The following is a 15,461-nucleotide window of genomic DNA, read 5'->3' as shown; positions in this document are numbered from 1 at the left end:
ATGCGACGCGCCGCCGCCCTGGCCAGCCTCGCCGTGCTCGGCGCGGCCCTCGTGGCCGGGTGCGGCGGCGACGACGAGCCCGAGGGCCGAGGCGGCACCGTGACGGCCACGCCGCAGTCGACCGAGCCGTCGTCAGCGACGACCGAGCCGTCCAAGCCGACCGGCGACAACACGCCGCCCCCCGACGACGGCCCGGCGAGGGTGGTCGGCACGATCGCGACCGGCCTCGCGGCGCCGTGGGGCGTTGCGTTCCTGCCGAACGGCGACGCCGTGGTCACCGAGCGCGACACCCGCCGGGTGCTGCTGCTCGAGGCGCCGTCGTACGACGTGCGCCGGATCGGCCTGATCGACGCGGCCGTCTCCAACGGCGACACCGGCGGCGAGGCGGGCCTGCTCGGGGTGGCGGTGTCGCCGGACTTCGCGGCCGACCGGATGCTGTTCTTCTACCTCAGCACCGCCTCCGACAACCGGATCGTGGCGGCCCGGCTCGAGGGCGGGCGGCTGGGCTCCCCCACCGTGATCCTCAGCGGCATCCCGGTCGGCGGCATCCACGATGGCGGCCGGCTCGCGTTCGGCCCCGACGGCTACCTCTACGCCTCGACCGGCGAGACCGGCCAGGGTGACCTCGCACAGGACAAGACCACGCTGGCCGGCAAGATCCTGCGGATCACCACCGACGGCAGGCCGGCGCCGGGCAACCCGTTCCCGGGCTCGGAGATCTGGTCGTTCGGGCACCGCAACGTGCAGGGCCTGGCCTTCGACGACGACGACCGGCTGTGGGCCTCGGAGTTCGGGGACCAGACGTTCGACGAGCTCAACCTGATCCACCCGGGCGAGAACTACGGCTGGCCGATGGTCGAGGGCCGCGGCGGCCAGGACGGGCTCGTCGACCCGCAGGTGGTCTGGGAGACCGACGTGGCGTCGCCCTCCGGGCTCGCCTGGCTCGACGGGCACCTCTGGCTGGCCTCGCTGCGCGGCCAGCGGCTGTGGCGGGTCGACGTGCACGGCGACCACGCCAGCCACCCGGTCGACTTCTTCGTCGGGACGTACGGGCGGATGCGCACGGTCGTGGCGACGCCCGAGGGACAGCTGTGGTTGACCACCAGCAACACCGACGGCCGCGGCGACCCGGGCCCGGACGACGACCGGATCCTGCTCATCGAGCCGTGACCGGCCCGACCACCGTCCCCGTGACCGTGGTCCGGCGCGCGGCCCGACGCAGCGTGGTCAGCACGGCGGGGCCGAGCAGCACGATCGCGACGACGTTGGTGATCGCGCGCATGCTGTCCCAGCTGCCGGTCGAGGTCAGCAGCGTGTAGACGAGGAACGTGTGCAGGTTGTCCAGCAGCGGGGCACCGGCCACGTAGGACAGCGACCCCTCGTGGCCCGGCACCTCGATGCCCATGATGAACGGCCAGCCCGAGAGGTTCATGAGGAGCCCGAAGAGGTACGCCGCGGCCACGCCGTACGCCGCGAGCATCGCGATCTCGGCCCGCCCGCGGACCCGCCGGGGCAGCAGCCCGGCGCCCATACCGACCCAGGCCGCGCACAGCATCTGGTAGGGCAGCCACGGCCCGACGCCCGCGGTCATCAGCGCCGAGGCGAACAGCGAGGTGCACCCGAGGACGAACCCGAAGCCGGGGCCGAACACGCGTCCGGCGAGGATCAGCAGGAAGAACACCAGCTCGACCCCCGCGGTCCCGGGTGAGACACCCCGCAGGACGGCGTTGACCGCGCTCAGCACCCCCAGCACCGCGAGCACGCGGGGGTCCATGCCGCCCTCGTTGAGCTCGGCGAGCACGACGGCCAGCACGACCGGCAGCAGCCCGACGAACAGGAACGGCGGGTCCACCCGGGCACCCTCGGGCACCTTCAGCAGCAGCGGCCAGCAGAGCATCATCAGCCCCGCCGCGGACGCCACCGCGAGCACGACGCTCGAGCGCAGCGAGATCCGCACCGCCGCCGTCGAGGTGCTCATGACGCGCTGGCCTGCTCGTCGAGCCGGCGGACCACCTCGTCGACGCGCAGCCATCCGGCGCCGAGCACCTTGGTGACCTGGGGCGCGAACGACGGCGACTCGGCGAGCACCCGGCGTACCGGCCCGGACGAGACCACCTCGCCCTCGGCGAGCACGAGGACGTCGTCGGCCGCCTGGGCGACGAACTCCACGTCGTGGGTGGCCACGAGCACCGTGCGCCCGTCGGCGGCCAGCCCGCGCAGCACCCGGGCGAGCACGTGCTTGGCGGCGTAGTCGAGCCCGCGCGTGGGCTCGTCGAGCAGCAGCACCCGCGGCCGCGCGGTGAGCACCACCGCGAGGACCAGCGCGAGCCGCTGCCCCTCGGAGAGGTCACGGGGGTGCTGGTCGGCCGGGATGCCGGGGACCAGCTCCTCGAGCAGCGCGCGGGAGGTGCCGGTGCCGCCGTCGGCGGCGGTGCACTCCTCGGCCACGGTCTCGAGGTAGAGCAGGTCGGCGGCGTTCTGCGGGACCAGCCCGACCAGCCCCCGCCGCTCGGCGGCCGAGAGCGCCGCCGGGTCGACGCCGTCGACGGTGACCTGGCCTCCCGCGCGCCGACCGCTGCCCTGGAGCGCCCAGATCAGCGACGACTTGCCGGAGCCGTTGCGGCCCATGAGCGCGGTGACCCGGCCGCCCCCGAGCACGAGGTCGACGTCGCGCACCGCGACGGTCTCGCCGTGGACGACCGCGAGCCGGCGTACGGCGACGGCGGGCTCGGCCAGCGACTCGTCGACGACCGGGGCGACGCCGAGCCGCTCGACGAGCCCGCGGGCCCGGCGGCGTGCGTCGCGGACGCTGAGCGGCAGCGGGTGCCAGCCGGCGGCGCGGCCGAGCTCGACGATCGGCGGCACCACGCACGAGGTCACCAGCAGCTCACCGGGCTCGCCGACGTGCACGCGGCCAGCTCCGGTCAGCAGGCACATCCGGTCGGCGAACGGGACCACCCGCTCCAGGCGGTGCTCGGCGAGCAGCACGGAGACCCCGAGGTCGTGGACCAGGCGGGTCAGCGTCGCGAGCACCTCCTCGGCGGCGGTCGGGTCGAGCGCGGACGTCGGCTCGTCGAGCACCAGCAGCCGGGGGTGCATGGTGAGCACCGAGCCGATCGCGACCCGCTGCTGCTGGCCTCCCGAGAGCGTGCGCAGGTCGCGGCCGCGCAGGTCGGCGATGCCGAGCAGGTCGAGGGTCTCCTCGACCCGGCGGCGCATCGTGTCCGGCGGGAGCCCGAGCTGCTCCATGCCGTAGGCGAGCTCCTCCTCGACGGTGTCGGTGACGAAGCCCGCGGCGGGGTTCTGCCCGACGAAGCCGATCGCGTGCGCCCGCTCGCGCGGCGGGGCGTGCACGATGCTCACCTCGTCGAGCAGCACGTCGCCGCGCAGGGTGCCGCCGGTGAAGCGCGGCACCAGCCCGGTGACCACGCCCAGCAGCGTCGACTTGCCGGCGCCGGTCGGGCCCGAGACCAGCACCAGCTCGCCCTCGTCGATCTCGAGGTCGACGTCGGCGAGCACGGGAGGCCCGTCCTCGTAGGCGAAGCGGATGTCGCGCAGCTCGATCACGCCGCCACCTCCTGGGGAGCGTCGGCGCGGAGTGGGGTGGCGGTCAGGGGCCGGGCCGGCAGCGGCGAGCACAGGGCCCCGGCCAGCGCGACGGCCGCCGCCAGGAGCGCGGCGGCGCTCACCGGCGGGACCGCGTCGAGCAGCGGGTAGGCGACCAGGAGCTGGTGGTGCGCGAGCCACCAGCCGATCACGCCGACGGCGACGCCCGCGCCGGCCACGGCGAGCTCGGGCCAGCGCCACCGGTCCGCGCGGTAGCGGGTGCGCTCGACGCGCCGGCCGGCGCTGAACAGCCCGGCGCCGGCGGCGACGACACCGAGCGCGAGCATCGGCAGCGCGAGATAGCGCGGGGCGGTCGTGTCGAGGACGGCGTACGTGCCCACGCAGATGCCGCCGAGACCGGTCAGCATCAGGGCTCCCGTCGTCCGGCGCTGAGCGCGGGTGAGGCCGGCGGCGCGGCCGTAGCCGCGGGTGTCCATGCCGGCCGCCAGCGCCAGGGAGCGCTCGAGCGCGTCCTCGAGCACCGGCACCAGGAAGCGGCGCAGCCGGCGGACGCGGCCGGTCTCGCCGCCGCGCAGCACCTGGGCGGCCCGGACCCGGCGCGCGCTGTCGGCGAACTGCGGCAGCACGCTGACCGCGACCACCAGCGCGGTGCCGATCTCGTAGAGAGCGGGCGGCACCGAGCGCAGCAGCCGCTTGGGGTTGGCCAGCGAGTTGGCGGCGCCGATGCAGATCACGATGGTGGCGAGCCGGAGCCCGTCGTACAGCGCGAAGAGCAGCGCCTCGGCGTGGACCGGGCCGAGCAGGGTGATGCCGGCGACCCAGTCGGGCAGCGGGATCTCGGGCAGGTCGAGCAGCACCCGCCCGTCGGCCCAGCCGCCGAAGACCAGCCGGAACACCACCCGGATCACGACGATCGCGACGCCGAGCCAGAGGTAGAGCCTGAACGAGCGCGCCCACGGCTGGTCGGAGCGGCGCAGCGCGACCGCGGTGGCCGCGACCCCGATGAGCAGCAAGAGCACCAGCGGGTTGGTCGTGAACGACGCCGCCACCGCGAGCCCGACCGCCCACAGCCACCAGGCCACGGGGTGCAGGTCGCGGTGACGGCGTACGTCGGGGGTCACGGCCGGCCGATCCTCCGGCGCCGGGCCAGCGCGGCGCCACCGGCGGCACCGAACAGCACCACGATGACCGCCGGGGCCACCCAGCCGGGCAGCCCGTCGTCGGCAGGCTCAGCCGCCTCCGACGAGACAGGGGCGGCGTCGGTCGTGGCCGCGTCCGTCGGCGACGTGGTCACGGCCTCGGTCGGGCTCGGGCCAGGGCTCGGGTCGGCGGACCCGGACCGGTGGTGCCGCCCGGGTCGGCGCGACGCGCCGGCCGACGCCGTCGGGTCGTCCGTGGCGGCGGATCCCGAGGCCGTCGCCGACGGCCCGGACGCGGACGGACCGCTGCCGGACCCGGACTGCGAGGGCGCGTGGGTCGGCGTGCGGGTCGGCGCCTTGGTGGGCGACGGGTCCGCGGCCGCGTGCGGCGACGGGCTGAACCCCGGCGTCGAGCGGGCCGACGAGCCGTTCCACGAGAACGCGACATAGCCGCCCTCGGGCACCTTCAGCGACCCGGCGCCCGTCGTGGCGTAGGTCCACGACCCCGACTTCCCGTCGGACCAGAACAGCGCCCAGTAGGCGTCGGCGGGCGGGGTGTTCACGCACGGGTCGTCGGCGGGCTGGCCGGAGACCCGGCACACGAAGCTCTGCTGGCGCTGGACGTAGGTCAGCGGGAAGCCGGCCGCCGGGAACAGGCTGGCGGCGGTGTCACCGCCGCCGTCGGCGACGCACGCGGACTTCACGCCGCCGCCGAGCTCGTGGAAGTCCACGACCACGGTGACGCCGTCGGCGGATGGGCAGCCCGCGGCGCTGGCGGGCGCGGCGGGGATGCCGGCGTACGCCGCCGCGGCCAACATGGCCCCGGCGGCGATCCGGGACAGGATCCTCATGTCAGCGGGTGACGGTGAAGGTGCCGCCGGCCTTGCGGTTGGCGAACTGGCCACGGGCGTGGATGGTGGCCTTGCCCGGCCGGCGCGGCACCTTCGTGTGGACCACGAACACGCCCTTGCGGTTGGCCTGGCCGCCGCTGGCCTCACCCGACCCGCTGCCCGCCCTGGACGGCCACGTGATGTTGACGCTGGCCGTCTCGCCGGGGGCGAGGCCCTTGACCTTGATGACGAGCTTGGTGCGTGCGGCCACGCGGGACGGGTAGCGGAGCGTGAGCTTCTTCGCGCCGAGCGCGTTGATGGTCACCGTGCCGACGGCGCCGGCGGCGTTGGCCACCGCGACCCGGCTCTTGCCGGTCGTCGACGGGATCCGCACCCGCAGCTGGGCCTCGCCGTTGCGGTTCGCGTAGCCGAGCACGGACTGCTCGCCGAGCTTCGCGCAGAGCGCCTCGCCGGGGGCCGCGCCGATGACACCGACCGGCTTGCGGCCGCCGGCCTTGACGTACTCCGCTGCGAACAGCGCGTGCGGGTCGCCGCTGCCGGCCGGCGCCCACTGGAGCACCGGAAGGGCCTGCGCACTCGCCAGGAGGAACTGACCCTGGGTGGCCGCGTCGATCGGCGTGCTCTGGACGGCCCGGAGCGCGGCGCCGTCGTACGCGATCGCGCCGAGGTCGGCGGCCGCGTAGTACCCGCAGCTGGAGACGTTGGCTGCCTGGTGCGCACGCACCCAGGCGGCGGCGTCCGCGGCGGCGTCGGTCTCGCCCAGCGTGCCGAGCGCCCAGCCGGCGAGGCCGGTGCTGTCGGCGTTCGGGGCCTCGGTGGTCGGGCCGCCGCCGAAGGAGCCGTTCGGCCGCTGGGCCTCGAGGAGCCAGGCCTCCGCCTTCGCGAGTGCCTCCTGGACTCCGGGGGTGCCCTGGTCGGCGGCCAGCGCGAGGACGGCCTGAGCGGTGGAGTCCGTGTCCGGCGCATCGCCCGCGCAGGACTGCGCACCCGGCGCTGCCGGGATCTCCCCGCGGAAGTAGCCGTCCGCGCACTGCTGGTCGAGAAGGTAGTCGACCACGTCTGCGTACGCCGCGCTGCCGGTGCCGCGCAGACCCTCGACCGCGAGCGCCTGGATGTAGGAGTTGTCGTAGCTGTCGTCGGGAGCGCCGTCGGCGGTCGAGATGACCCGGCCGCTGTCGGCGACCAGTGACTCCATGCGCTTCACGAGGTCGACGCCGCCGAAGGCGTTCTCGTCGCCGCCGATCCGCTGCGAGAGCACGAGCACCTTGGCGGTGGCACCACCGACCTCACCGGTGTGGGTGACGTTCTGGTCATCCACGTACGAGTACGCAATGTAGTCATCGACCCCGGCCTCCACGGCGTCCCGGATCCGGGTGACGGCGTCCGCCTGGCCGCCGACCGCGTGCAGGCCCAGCGCGATGTCGATCCCGAGGCCGTACTGAAGGCCGTAGTCACTGGGGAACAGCCCGGAGGCGGGCACCTGGCCGGCCAGCCAGGCAGCGCCGGCAGTGGCGGGGGCCGCGTCGATGGTGGCGGCCCCGGCGGGCGACGGCAGCGCCCCCAGGGCGGTGAGGGAGAGAGCCGGGACCGCCAGAACGGCGGCCGTACGGCGCAGGACGTGGTGCATGGAGTTCCTTCCCGCTGCGACAGCGGGAGGCGGTCGGGGAGGTCCCCGGTCGGCCACCCGCTGTGTTCCTCGACAGCGTGTGATCAGGACGCGTCGCATCGGGTGCTCCGGCTTGCCCCCGGCCCTGGCTGGTCGGGAGGCCTACGGTTGCGGGTCAGCGCCGGACTCGGACCGGCTTCCCCCGCTGCGGGCGTGGTGAATGTGTTTGAGTTGTTGGGGTGGTGCGAGCGCAGCATATCGCTGGGCGAGCCCGCTGCCTCGGGCGGTCCATCCGCGTTGACCCGCCCGAAAGTTTCGGGCGGGTCAACGTGGATCAGTGGTCACTGCAGCTTCTCGAGCACCAGCTCGCGGACCCGGGCGGCGTCGGCCTGGCCGCGCATCTCCTTCATCACCGCACCGATGAGTGCACCGGCGGCGGCGACCTTGCCCTCGCGGATCTTGTCGGCCACGTCGGGGTTGGCGGCGATCGCGTTGTCGACGGCGGCCGAGAGCGCGCCGTCGTCGGAGACGATCCCGAGGCCACGGGCCGCGACGATCTCGTCGGGCGTGCCCTCACCGGCGAGCAGGCCGTCGAAGACCTGGCGCGCGAGCTTGTCGTTGAGCTTGCCCTCGTCGACCAGCACCTGCACCCGGGCGACGTCGACCGGCGTGACGCCGAGCTCGCCGACCTCGACGCCGGCCTCGTTGGCCCGGCGCGCCATCTCGCCCAGCCACCACTTGCGGGCGGCCTGGGGCGACGCGCCCGCGGCGATCGTCTCCTCGACGATCAGCATCGCGCCGGCACCGACGGTGTCTCGCATCTCGAGGTCGGAGAAGCCCCACTCGGCCTGCAGGCGGGCCCGCTTCTGGGTGGGGTTCTCGGGCAGCGTGGCGCGCAGCTCCTCGACCCACGCGCGGGTCGGTGCGATCGGCACCAGGTCGGGCTCGGGGAAGTAGCGGTAGTCCTCGGCGTCGGACTTCTCGCGGCCACTCGTGGTCACGCCCGTGTCCTCGTGCCAGTGCCGCGTCTCCTGCAGGATCGTCCGGCCCGAGTCGAGCACGGCGGCATGCCGGGACATCTCGTAGCGGACCGCCCGCTCGACCGAGCGCAGCGAGTTGACGTTCTTGGTCTCGGTGCGGGTGCCGAGGGTGCCGGTGCCCTTGGGCGACAGCGAGAGGTTGACGTCGGCCCGGATCGAGCCCTGGTCCATGCGCGCGTCGGAGACGCCGAGCGCGACGATCAGGTCGCGCAGCTGCGCGACGTACGCCTTCGCGACCAGCGGCGCCTTGTCCCCCGTGCCGAGGATCGGCTTGGTGACGATCTCGATCAGCGGGATGCCGGCGCGGTTGTAGTCGACCAGCGAGTGGTCGGCACCGTGGATGCGGCCGGTCGCGCCACCGACGTGGAGGGACTTTCCGGTGTCCTCCTCCATGTGGGCGCGCTCGATCTCGACGCGGAACGTCTCACCATCCACCTCGACGTCCATGTAGCCCTCGAAGCAGATCGGCTCGTCGTACTGCGAGGTCTGGAAGTTCTTCGGCATGTCCGGGTAGAAGTAGTTCTTCCGCGCGAACCGGCACCACTCCGCGATCTGGCAGTTCAGCGCGAGCCCGATCCGGATCGCCGACTCGACGGCCTTGCGGTTGACCGCCGGCATCGCGCCGGGCAGGCCCAGGCAGGTCGGGCACACCTGGGTGTTGGGCTCGGCGCCGAACTCGGTCGGGCAGCCGCAGAACATCTTGGAGACGGTGTTCAGCTCGACGTGGACCTCCAGGCCCATCGCCGGTTCGTACGACGCGAGCACGTCCTCGAAGCTCACCAGGGTCTCGGTCATCGCACGTCTCCGTTCAGCTCAGGGGCGCGGTCGAGCAGGGGGCCGCCCCACTGGTCGGTCAGCGCGGCCTCGAGGGCGGCGCCGACCCGGTAGAGCCGGTCGTCGGCGAGCGCCGGGGCCAGGATCTGGAAGCCGGCCGGCAGGCCGTCCTCGTCGGCCAGGCCGCTCGGCACCGAGATGCCGGGCACGCCCGCGAGGTTGGCCGGGATCGTGGCCAGGTCGTTGAGGTACATCGAGAGCGGGTCATCGAGCTTCTCCCCGAGCTTGAACGCCGTGGTCGGCGCGGTCGGGGAGACCAGCACGTCGGCCTTCGCGAACGCCGCCTCGAAGTCGCGCGAGATCAGCGTGCGCACCTTCTGGGCCTGGCCGTAGTAGGCGTCGTAGTAGCCGCTGGAGAGCGCGTAGGTGCCGAGGATGATGCGGCGCTTCACCTCGTCACCGAAGCCGGCGTCGCGGGTCGCGCGCATCACCTCCTCGGCGCTGGCGTCGGGACGGCCCTCGGGCCAGACCCGCAGCCCGTAGCGCATCGCGTCGAACTTCGCGAGGTTGCTCGACGCCTCCGCGGGCAGGATCAGGTAGTACGTCGCGAGCGCGTGCACGAACGTCGGGCAGGACACCTCGACGACCTCGGCGCCGGCCTTGACCAGCAGCTCGACCGACTCCTGGAAGCGGGTCATCACGCCCGGCTGCCAGCCGTCGCCGGAGAGCTCGGTGATCACGCCGACGCGCACGCCGGTGAGATCGCCGGTGGCGCCGCGGCGCGCGGCGTCGACCAGCGACGGGAGCGGCTGGTCGATGCTCGTGGAGTCGAGCGGGTCGTGGCCGCCGACCAGCTCGTGCAGCAGCGCGGAGTCGAGGACGGTCCGGGTCACCGGGCCGACCTGGTCGAGGGAGTTGGCCAGCGCGACGAGGCCGTAGCGTGAGACCCCGCCGTACGTCGGCTTCACGCCGACCGTGCCGGTCACGGCACCCGGCTGGCGGATCGACCCGCCGGTGTCGGTGCCCAGCGCGAGCGGCGCCTCGAACGAGGCGACGGCAGCCGCCGAGCCGCCGCCGGAGCCGCCGGGGATCCGGTCGAGGTCCCACGGGTTGTGGGTCGGGCCGTAGGCCGAGTGCTCCGTGGAGGAGCCCATCGCGAACTCGTCCATGTTGGTCTTGCCGAGGATCGGCAGGCCGGCGGCGCGGAGCTTGCGCACCACGGTCGCGTCGTACGGCGGGATCCAGCCCTCGAGGATCTTGGAGCCGCAGGTGGTGGGCAGGCCCTCGGTGGCGAGCACGTCCTTGACCGCGATCGGCACGCCGTCGAGGGCGTGCAGCGGGGCGCCCGCGGCGCGGCGGGCGTCGGACGCGGCCGCCTGCTCGAGCGCGCCCTCGGCGTCGACGTGGAGGAACGCGTGGACGGCGCCATCGACCTCGGCGATCCGGTCCAGGTGGGCGCGGGTGACCTCGACCGAGGTCGTCTCACCGGTGGCGAGCGCGTCGGCGATCTCGGCGGCGGTGCGGCGGATGATCGACATCAGGCCTCCTCGCCCAGGATCCGCGGGACGGAGAAGCGCTGCTGCTCGACGGCGGGCGCACCCGACAGGGCCTGCTCGGGCGTCAGGCACGGGGTGTTGACGTCCTCGCGGAAGACGTTGGTGAGCGGCAGCGCGTGCGAGGTGGGCGGTACGTCGTCGCCGGCGACCCCGCTGATCGACGCGACCGACTCGAGGATCACCGTCAGCTGCGGGGCGAGGTGGTCGAGCTCGGCGTCGGACAGGTCGATCCGGGCGAGGTCCGCCAGGTGCGCGACCTCGTCGCGAGTGATCTCAGGCATGGTGTCCATCCTAGGAGAGATGCCGCGCCGGGCCGTCGTCGGCTGCTAGCCTCGGTCCTGTCACGAGTACTGGTGCGAAGCCCCGGCTGGCCAGTCGGCAACCCTCCTCCGCGGTGGGGTGCCCCGGGTGAGGACACGGTCGGCTGCGAAGTGCAGCCGGCAAGCGCGGACTCGCACGAGCGGGTCCCTGACCCGACGGATGTGCCGACATGCCCACCACTCGCCCGACCACCCCCCACGCCACCACGCACGCCCGCCTCACCGGCCCGCTCGCCCTGCTCGTCGGGGCCGACGAGCAGGTGCCGCTGGTCACCGGCGACACGGCCCGCTACGCCAACCTCGACATCGCAGCGAGCGCGCCCGCACTCCAGTCGGTCGCCGACCGCGTGGCGGAGTTCCTGCCCTACTACTCGAGCGTGCACCGCGGCGCGGGCTACGCCTCGGCGGTCAGCACCGCGGCGTACGAGACCGCCCGGCGCACCATCGGCGCGTTCGTGGGCGCCCGCAGCGGCGACGTCGTGCAGGTGGTCCGGAACACGACCGACGCGTTCAACCTGCTCGCGACCGCCGTCCCCGGTGACGTCGTGCACCTCGACGTCGAGCACCACGCCAACCTGCTGCCGTGGCAGGGCCTGGGCGAGCGCGCCCGGGCGGTCACCGCGGACGAGACCGTGACCGAGACGCTCGCCGTGGTCGAGGCCGAGCTCGCCCGCACGCCCGCCGCGCTGCTCGCGGTCACGGGCGCCTCCAACGTGACCGGGGAGATCCTGCCGCTGGCCGACCTGGTCGAGATCGCGCACCGCCACGGCGCCCGCATCGCCGTCGACGGCGCCCAGCTGGTCCCTCACCACCGCGTGCACCTCGAGCTCCTCGGCATCGACTACCTGGCTTTCTCGGGGCACAAGCTCTACGCGCCGTACGGCGCCGGCGTGCTCGTCGGGCGCCGCGACTGGCTCGACGCGGCGCCGCCGTACCTCGCGGGCGGCGGCGCGGTCCGCGAGGTCACCCTCGACGGCACCTCGTGGGCCGACGCACCCGCCCGGCACGAGGCCGGCACCCCCAACGTCGTCGGCGCGGTCGCACTCGCGGCGGCCTGCGAGGCGATCGCGGCGCTGCCGGACGGCGAGCTCGTGCTGCACGAGGAGGGCCTGCGCGACCGGCTGCTCGCGGGGCTCGAGGCGATCGAGGGCGTGCGCACCCTGCACCTGTGGCGCGGTGCCGTGCAGGCCATCGGTGTCGTGACCTTCACCGTCGAGGGCTACACCGCGGAGCTCGTGGCGCAGTACCTCTCCGCCGAGCACGGCGTCGGCGTCCGCGACGGCCGGTTCTGCGCCCACCCGCTGCTGGAGCGGCTCAACGACGGCCGGACCGCGGTGCGCGCCAGCCTCGGCCTCGGCTCCTCCGCCGAGGACGTCGACCGCCTGGTGGCCGGGGTGGCCCGGCTCGTCGCGCACGGACCGCAGTGGACGTACGACGTCGACGGCCGGCCGACTCCCGACCCGCGGCCGCTCCCGGCCTGGGTGACCGAGACCGGGACCGGCTCCGCCTGCTCGTAGCCTCGCCCCAACCGATGCGGCCGCCACGACGTCTTGTCAGTCGACCGCTCGAGGAGGATCGATGGCGAGACCGCTGACGGACGAGGACTTCACCGAGTTCGTGCACGCCGCCTGGCCGGGCCTGTACCGCACGGCGTACCTGATGCTCGGCGAGCACCAGCTCGCCGAGGACCTGGTGCAGACGGCGCTTGCCAAGACCTACGCGTCCTGGCGCAGGGCGAGGACCCGGGAGCGGCGCCGGCCTACGCCCGCGTGGTGCTCGCCAACACGGCCGCGTCGTGGTTCCGGCGGCGGTCGTGGCGCAACGAGCGGCCGACCGAGACGCTGCCCGACGCCGGCGTCCAGTCGGACCCCAGCGACCGCCCGGCCCTCGTCGACGCCCTGAGGACGCTCGCCCCCCGGCAGCGCGCCGTGGTGGTGCTCCGCTACTACGACGACCTCAGCGTCCACGAGGTCGCCCGCACCCTCGGCATCGCCGAGGGGACCGTCAAGAGCCAGACCTCCGACGCGCTCGCCCCCGTCTGCGCGGGCTGCTCGGCGATGACGTCCTGCCGCAGACCCAGGGAGCCCACCATGACTGATCGACTCGCGATCATGTTCCGCGAGGCGGCCGCGGCGGTCGAGGTACCGCCGACCCCCGCGGGCCACATCCTTCGCTCCGGGCGCGCGCTGCGCCGACGGCGCCGGCTGGCCTCCGCGGGCGGCGTGCTGGCCCTCGGCATCCTTGCCGCCGCCACCGTGGGTCTTCTGACATCCGGCTCGTCGGACCGAGCCGTCAACCCGGCGCGGATCGCCGAGTTCGAGCGGTGGGGGGCGGTCGCCGTCGGGCGCGACGTCTTCGTCGGCGACCAGCACGTCCACTGGGACAGCGACATCCGCGCGATGTACTACACGTCCCAGGGGGTCGTGGTTCGTGGGAAGGACTATGCGCTCGTCCGCGCGGACGGCGAGGTGTCGAGCATCGACGTCGACATCCCCGACCGCATCCCGGGCTTCGAACCCGACAGCACGCGGTTCGCGTACGCGGACTCGGCTCGGGGCGGCGGATGGGACGTGGTCGTCCACGACGCCGCCTCCGATGAGGAGCTGGCCCGGGTCCCGGTCCGAGGCACGGCGTTCGGCGGCTGGGCGGCGCCGCCGGTCTCGATCGACGGCGACCTGGTCTGGGTCCACTTCGAAGGGCACTGGACCGAGGTCGACTGGCGCACCGGAGCCGTCCAGGAGGTGCCGGCGACCGACCGCACCTACGAGATCCAGAATGGCAGCTACGCGGTCCAGCGCGGGTCGACCTGGACGATCCGGGCGATGGAGGATTCGCGGGCGCTCGGCACGGTGCGGCTGCGTCGCGGCTGGTATGCGTTCTTCTCGCCCGATGGCCGTTTCATGCGCAGCTTCCCCAATGGGTCGGAGTCGGAGTCCACCGACGAGATCGAGGACGTGGTGCACGACGTCGCGACCGGGGAGACCCGTGAGATCACCGACCCGGGCGAGGACTTCGGCTGGACCCCGGACGGCAATCTCCTCACGGTGCGGGCGGGCTCGCTGTCCGTGTGCCAACCGATCTCGGGCAACTGCCGGACGCGTCGGTTCGACCAACCGTCGGGCGACCTCCGGATCGGTGGCAACCCGTACGAGTCCTGAACGCTCGTCAGTGCTGGTGGGCGTGCGCAACCAGGGCGCGGACCCGCTCGGCGTCGCCGGGCTGCGGGCAGCCGACCAGCAACCGCTCCGGGGTCTCCTCGATCGCCACGAAGCCGGCGCCGTGCAGCGCGGCCATCAGCACCGCAGGGTCCTGGCCCGGCGGGACGCCGACGACCTCGGCATGGGCGTCGGGCTCGTGCAGCTCGGCCTCGGTGCGGCTGACCTCGGTGCCCCAGCCGCGGAGCAGGGCGAAGGCCGCGAGGGTCACCATCACGATGCCTCCGACCACCATCAACGCGATCACGACCATGACGACCTCCCAGTGCGTGGACCTGATGCTGATGCCCCGAGCATGGGCCGGGTGAGACCCACGTCACGAGAGTCGGATGTCCCGACCCCTGGGCCACAAGTCACCCCGGCCGTCCGGGCCGGGGGGGAACCACGTCGGCGCCGGCACCGTCACAGCGTCATGCGCGCGCGACGACTGCTGGTCCTGCTCGTCCTGGCGACGACCGCTGCTGGATGTGGCACCCGGGGGGCCTCACCACCCGGACCGGACTCCTCCGGCGTCCCCGCCCGCGCACCTTCGGCACACCTGGCGGACGGTGAGCGCGATGTGGTCGGCGCGCTGGCACCGGGACCTCCCGGCGACCCGTCGGACTTCCGGTGGGAGGACCAGATCTTCCACTTCCTCACCGAGCAGGGTCGGGTCCTCGACGAGCAGCCGTGGACGGCCTGCCTGGGCAATGGCTGCTGGGACGGCGCGCCGGGCCTTGCCCGGCCGGTCCGTTCGGTCGGCTCGCCCGACGCCCTCTACTTCGCCCTCGACTACCCGGGCTGGACGTTCCACGATGTCAGCTTCAACCCGGTCGACGACGAGTGCGGAGGGCGGACCATCACCGTCCGCGCCGAGCCCTTGACTGACCGCGTCTTCCGCGTCGACCCCGCCGGCCTCACGGGCGAGTGGCGGGTGGACGTGTTCGGCCGGTCACCAACGGGCGGGGACGCGGTGGCCTCGGTCCGCTGGACCACGCCGGCCGACGGATCGATGCCCAAGCCCCACGCGACCGGCTCGCTGTTCACCGACCAGGACGGCAGGCGGGTCGCGCCGTACGGCGGGCCCGAGCTGTTCCTCACCGACCTGGAGCGCACCCCGGTGGAAGCTGCGGCCACGTGGACGGCGACCGACCGATCCGGCGCCTCGGTGACCGTCCCTCTGCGCCGCGAGAAGTCGCGCTGTGCGGCGGACGGATCCGTGGCCTTCCGGGGCCGCGAGCTCACCCCCGCCGAGCTGGACACCCTCCCCGGCAGGTCGGTGACCTACACGGTGCAGGTGTCCCTCGACGGCACGGCCTACACCGGCACCGCGAGGTGGCCGCAGGACGAGACCGCCGAGGCGCCGTACACGAGGTTCACCTTCGACCCAGGCCTACCGGCGTACGTCGGGTGA

The 15,461-nt window shown here is 73.9% G+C and carries 13 protein-coding genes, 1 pseudogene and 1 riboswitch; of the genes and pseudogenes, 5 read left to right on the top strand and 9 right to left on the bottom strand.

Features of this window, described 5'->3' with window-relative positions; genetic code table 11:
- Positions 1–1,170, top strand: coding sequence for a PQQ-dependent sugar dehydrogenase (locus QQZ14_RS22335; RefSeq protein ID WP_284536631.1), 1,170 nt, complete (start codon positions 1–3; stop codon positions 1,168–1,170).
- Here QQZ14_RS22335 and QQZ14_RS22330 read toward each other — a convergent pair.
- The 8 genes from QQZ14_RS22330 to gatC all read right to left on the bottom strand — a co-directional run bounded on the left by QQZ14_RS22330 (position 1,157) and on the right by gatC (position 10,814).
- Positions 1,157–1,978 (bottom strand): ECF transporter S component, encoded by an 822-nt coding sequence (locus tag QQZ14_RS22330; RefSeq protein WP_284536630.1) that lies wholly within the window; start codon positions 1,976–1,978, stop codon positions 1,157–1,159. The genes QQZ14_RS22335 and QQZ14_RS22330 overlap by 14 nt on opposite strands.
- On the bottom strand, positions 1,975–3,567 hold the full coding sequence (locus QQZ14_RS22325) for an ABC transporter ATP-binding protein (RefSeq protein ID WP_284536629.1): 1,593 nt from the start codon (positions 3,565–3,567) through the stop codon (positions 1,975–1,977). The genes QQZ14_RS22330 and QQZ14_RS22325 overlap by 4 nt, the downstream gene beginning before the upstream one ends.
- Positions 3,564–4,688, bottom strand: coding sequence for an energy-coupling factor transporter transmembrane component T (locus QQZ14_RS22320; RefSeq protein WP_284536628.1), 1,125 nt, complete (start codon positions 4,686–4,688; stop codon positions 3,564–3,566). The genes QQZ14_RS22325 and QQZ14_RS22320 overlap by 4 nt, the downstream gene beginning before the upstream one ends.
- Positions 4,685–5,557, bottom strand: coding sequence for a hypothetical protein (locus QQZ14_RS22315; RefSeq protein ID WP_284536627.1), 873 nt, complete (start codon positions 5,555–5,557; stop codon positions 4,685–4,687). The genes QQZ14_RS22320 and QQZ14_RS22315 overlap by 4 nt, the downstream gene beginning before the upstream one ends.
- Position 5,558: 1 nt before the next feature.
- A complete protein-coding gene (locus tag QQZ14_RS22310; protein WP_284536626.1) occupies positions 5,559–7,184 on the bottom strand; it encodes a hypothetical protein in 1,626 nt (541 codons plus the stop codon).
- 320 nt (positions 7,185–7,504) lie between these two features.
- A complete protein-coding gene (gene gatB, locus QQZ14_RS22305) occupies positions 7,505–8,998 on the bottom strand; it encodes an Asp-tRNA(Asn)/Glu-tRNA(Gln) amidotransferase subunit GatB (RefSeq protein ID WP_284536625.1) in 1,494 nt (497 codons plus the stop codon).
- The gene (gene gatA / locus QQZ14_RS22300; protein ID WP_284536624.1) at positions 8,995–10,515 is read right to left on the bottom strand and encodes an Asp-tRNA(Asn)/Glu-tRNA(Gln) amidotransferase subunit GatA; all 1,521 of its coding nucleotides are present in this window, start codon (positions 10,513–10,515) and stop codon (positions 8,995–8,997) included. Before gatA ends, gatB begins: the two co-directional genes overlap by 4 nt.
- Positions 10,515–10,814 (bottom strand): Asp-tRNA(Asn)/Glu-tRNA(Gln) amidotransferase subunit GatC, encoded by a 300-nt coding sequence (gatC, locus tag QQZ14_RS22295; protein WP_284536623.1) that lies wholly within the window; start codon positions 10,812–10,814, stop codon positions 10,515–10,517. The genes gatA and gatC overlap by 1 nt, the downstream gene beginning before the upstream one ends.
- A 58-nt stretch (positions 10,815–10,872) precedes the next feature.
- A riboswitch (SAM riboswitch) is annotated at positions 10,873–10,986 on the top strand.
- A 37-nt stretch (positions 10,987–11,023) separates the two neighbouring features.
- Here gatC and QQZ14_RS22290 point away from each other — a divergent pair.
- The 3 genes and pseudogenes from QQZ14_RS22290 to QQZ14_RS22285 all read left to right on the top strand — a co-directional run bounded on the left by QQZ14_RS22290 (position 11,024) and on the right by QQZ14_RS22285 (position 14,011).
- Complete coding sequence (locus QQZ14_RS22290; RefSeq protein WP_284536622.1) at positions 11,024–12,370, top strand: aminotransferase class V-fold PLP-dependent enzyme; 1,347 nt, start codon at positions 11,024–11,026, stop codon at positions 12,368–12,370.
- A gap of 61 nt (positions 12,371–12,431) precedes the next feature.
- Positions 12,432–12,548, top strand: a pseudogene (locus tag QQZ14_RS25465) (SigE family RNA polymerase sigma factor); the annotation flags it as partial.
- Positions 12,549–12,625: 77 nt separating this feature from the next.
- Complete coding sequence (locus QQZ14_RS22285; protein ID WP_284536621.1) at positions 12,626–14,011, top strand: sigma factor-like helix-turn-helix DNA-binding protein; 1,386 nt, start codon at positions 12,626–12,628, stop codon at positions 14,009–14,011.
- Between the two features lie 7 nt (positions 14,012–14,018).
- Here QQZ14_RS22285 and QQZ14_RS22280 read toward each other — a convergent pair whose 3' ends face one another.
- Positions 14,019–14,321, bottom strand: coding sequence for a hypothetical protein (locus QQZ14_RS22280; protein ID WP_284536620.1), 303 nt, complete (start codon positions 14,319–14,321; stop codon positions 14,019–14,021).
- 159 nt (positions 14,322–14,480) lie between these two features.
- Between QQZ14_RS22280 and QQZ14_RS22275 the strand changes: the two genes are divergently transcribed.
- A complete protein-coding gene (locus tag QQZ14_RS22275; protein ID WP_284536619.1) occupies positions 14,481–15,461 on the top strand; it encodes a hypothetical protein in 981 nt (326 codons plus the stop codon).

Origin of the sequence: Nocardioides sp. T2.26MG-1 (assembly GCF_950101795.1) — a bacterium.
In the GTDB taxonomy this organism is placed as follows: domain Bacteria; phylum Actinomycetota; class Actinomycetes; order Propionibacteriales; family Nocardioidaceae; genus Nocardioides.
Note: the sequence above shows the minus strand (reverse complement) of the source record. Positions and strands in the feature narration are given on the sequence as shown.

Bases quoted from the DNA above. Each gene is read 5' to 3' on its own strand.
- QQZ14_RS22335 (WP_284536631.1), top strand. From the start codon at position 1: ATGCGACGCGCCGCCGCCCTGGCCAGCCTCGCCGTGCTCGGCGCGGCC.
- QQZ14_RS22330 (WP_284536630.1), bottom strand. From the start codon at position 1,978: ATGAGCACCTCGACGGCGGCGGTGCGGATCTCGCTGCGCTCGAGCGTC.
- QQZ14_RS22315 (WP_284536627.1), bottom strand. From the start codon at position 5,557: ATGAGGATCCTGTCCCGGATCGCCGCCGGGGCCATGTTGGCCGCGGCG.
- QQZ14_RS22310 (WP_284536626.1), bottom strand. From the start codon at position 7,184: ATGCACCACGTCCTGCGCCGTACGGCCGCCGTTCTGGCGGTCCCGGCT.
- gatB (WP_284536625.1), bottom strand. From the start codon at position 8,998: ATGACCGAGACCCTGGTGAGCTTCGAGGACGTGCTCGCGTCGTACGAA.
- gatA (WP_284536624.1), bottom strand. From the start codon at position 10,515: ATGTCGATCATCCGCCGCACCGCCGCCGAGATCGCCGACGCGCTCGCC.
- gatC (WP_284536623.1), bottom strand. From the start codon at position 10,814: ATGCCTGAGATCACTCGCGACGAGGTCGCGCACCTGGCGGACCTCGCC.
- QQZ14_RS22290 (WP_284536622.1), top strand. From the start codon at position 11,024: ATGCCCACCACTCGCCCGACCACCCCCCACGCCACCACGCACGCCCGC.
- QQZ14_RS22280 (WP_284536620.1), bottom strand. From the start codon at position 14,321: ATGGTCGTGATCGCGTTGATGGTGGTCGGAGGCATCGTGATGGTGACC.
- QQZ14_RS22275 (WP_284536619.1), top strand. From the start codon at position 14,481: ATGCGCGCGCGACGACTGCTGGTCCTGCTCGTCCTGGCGACGACCGCT.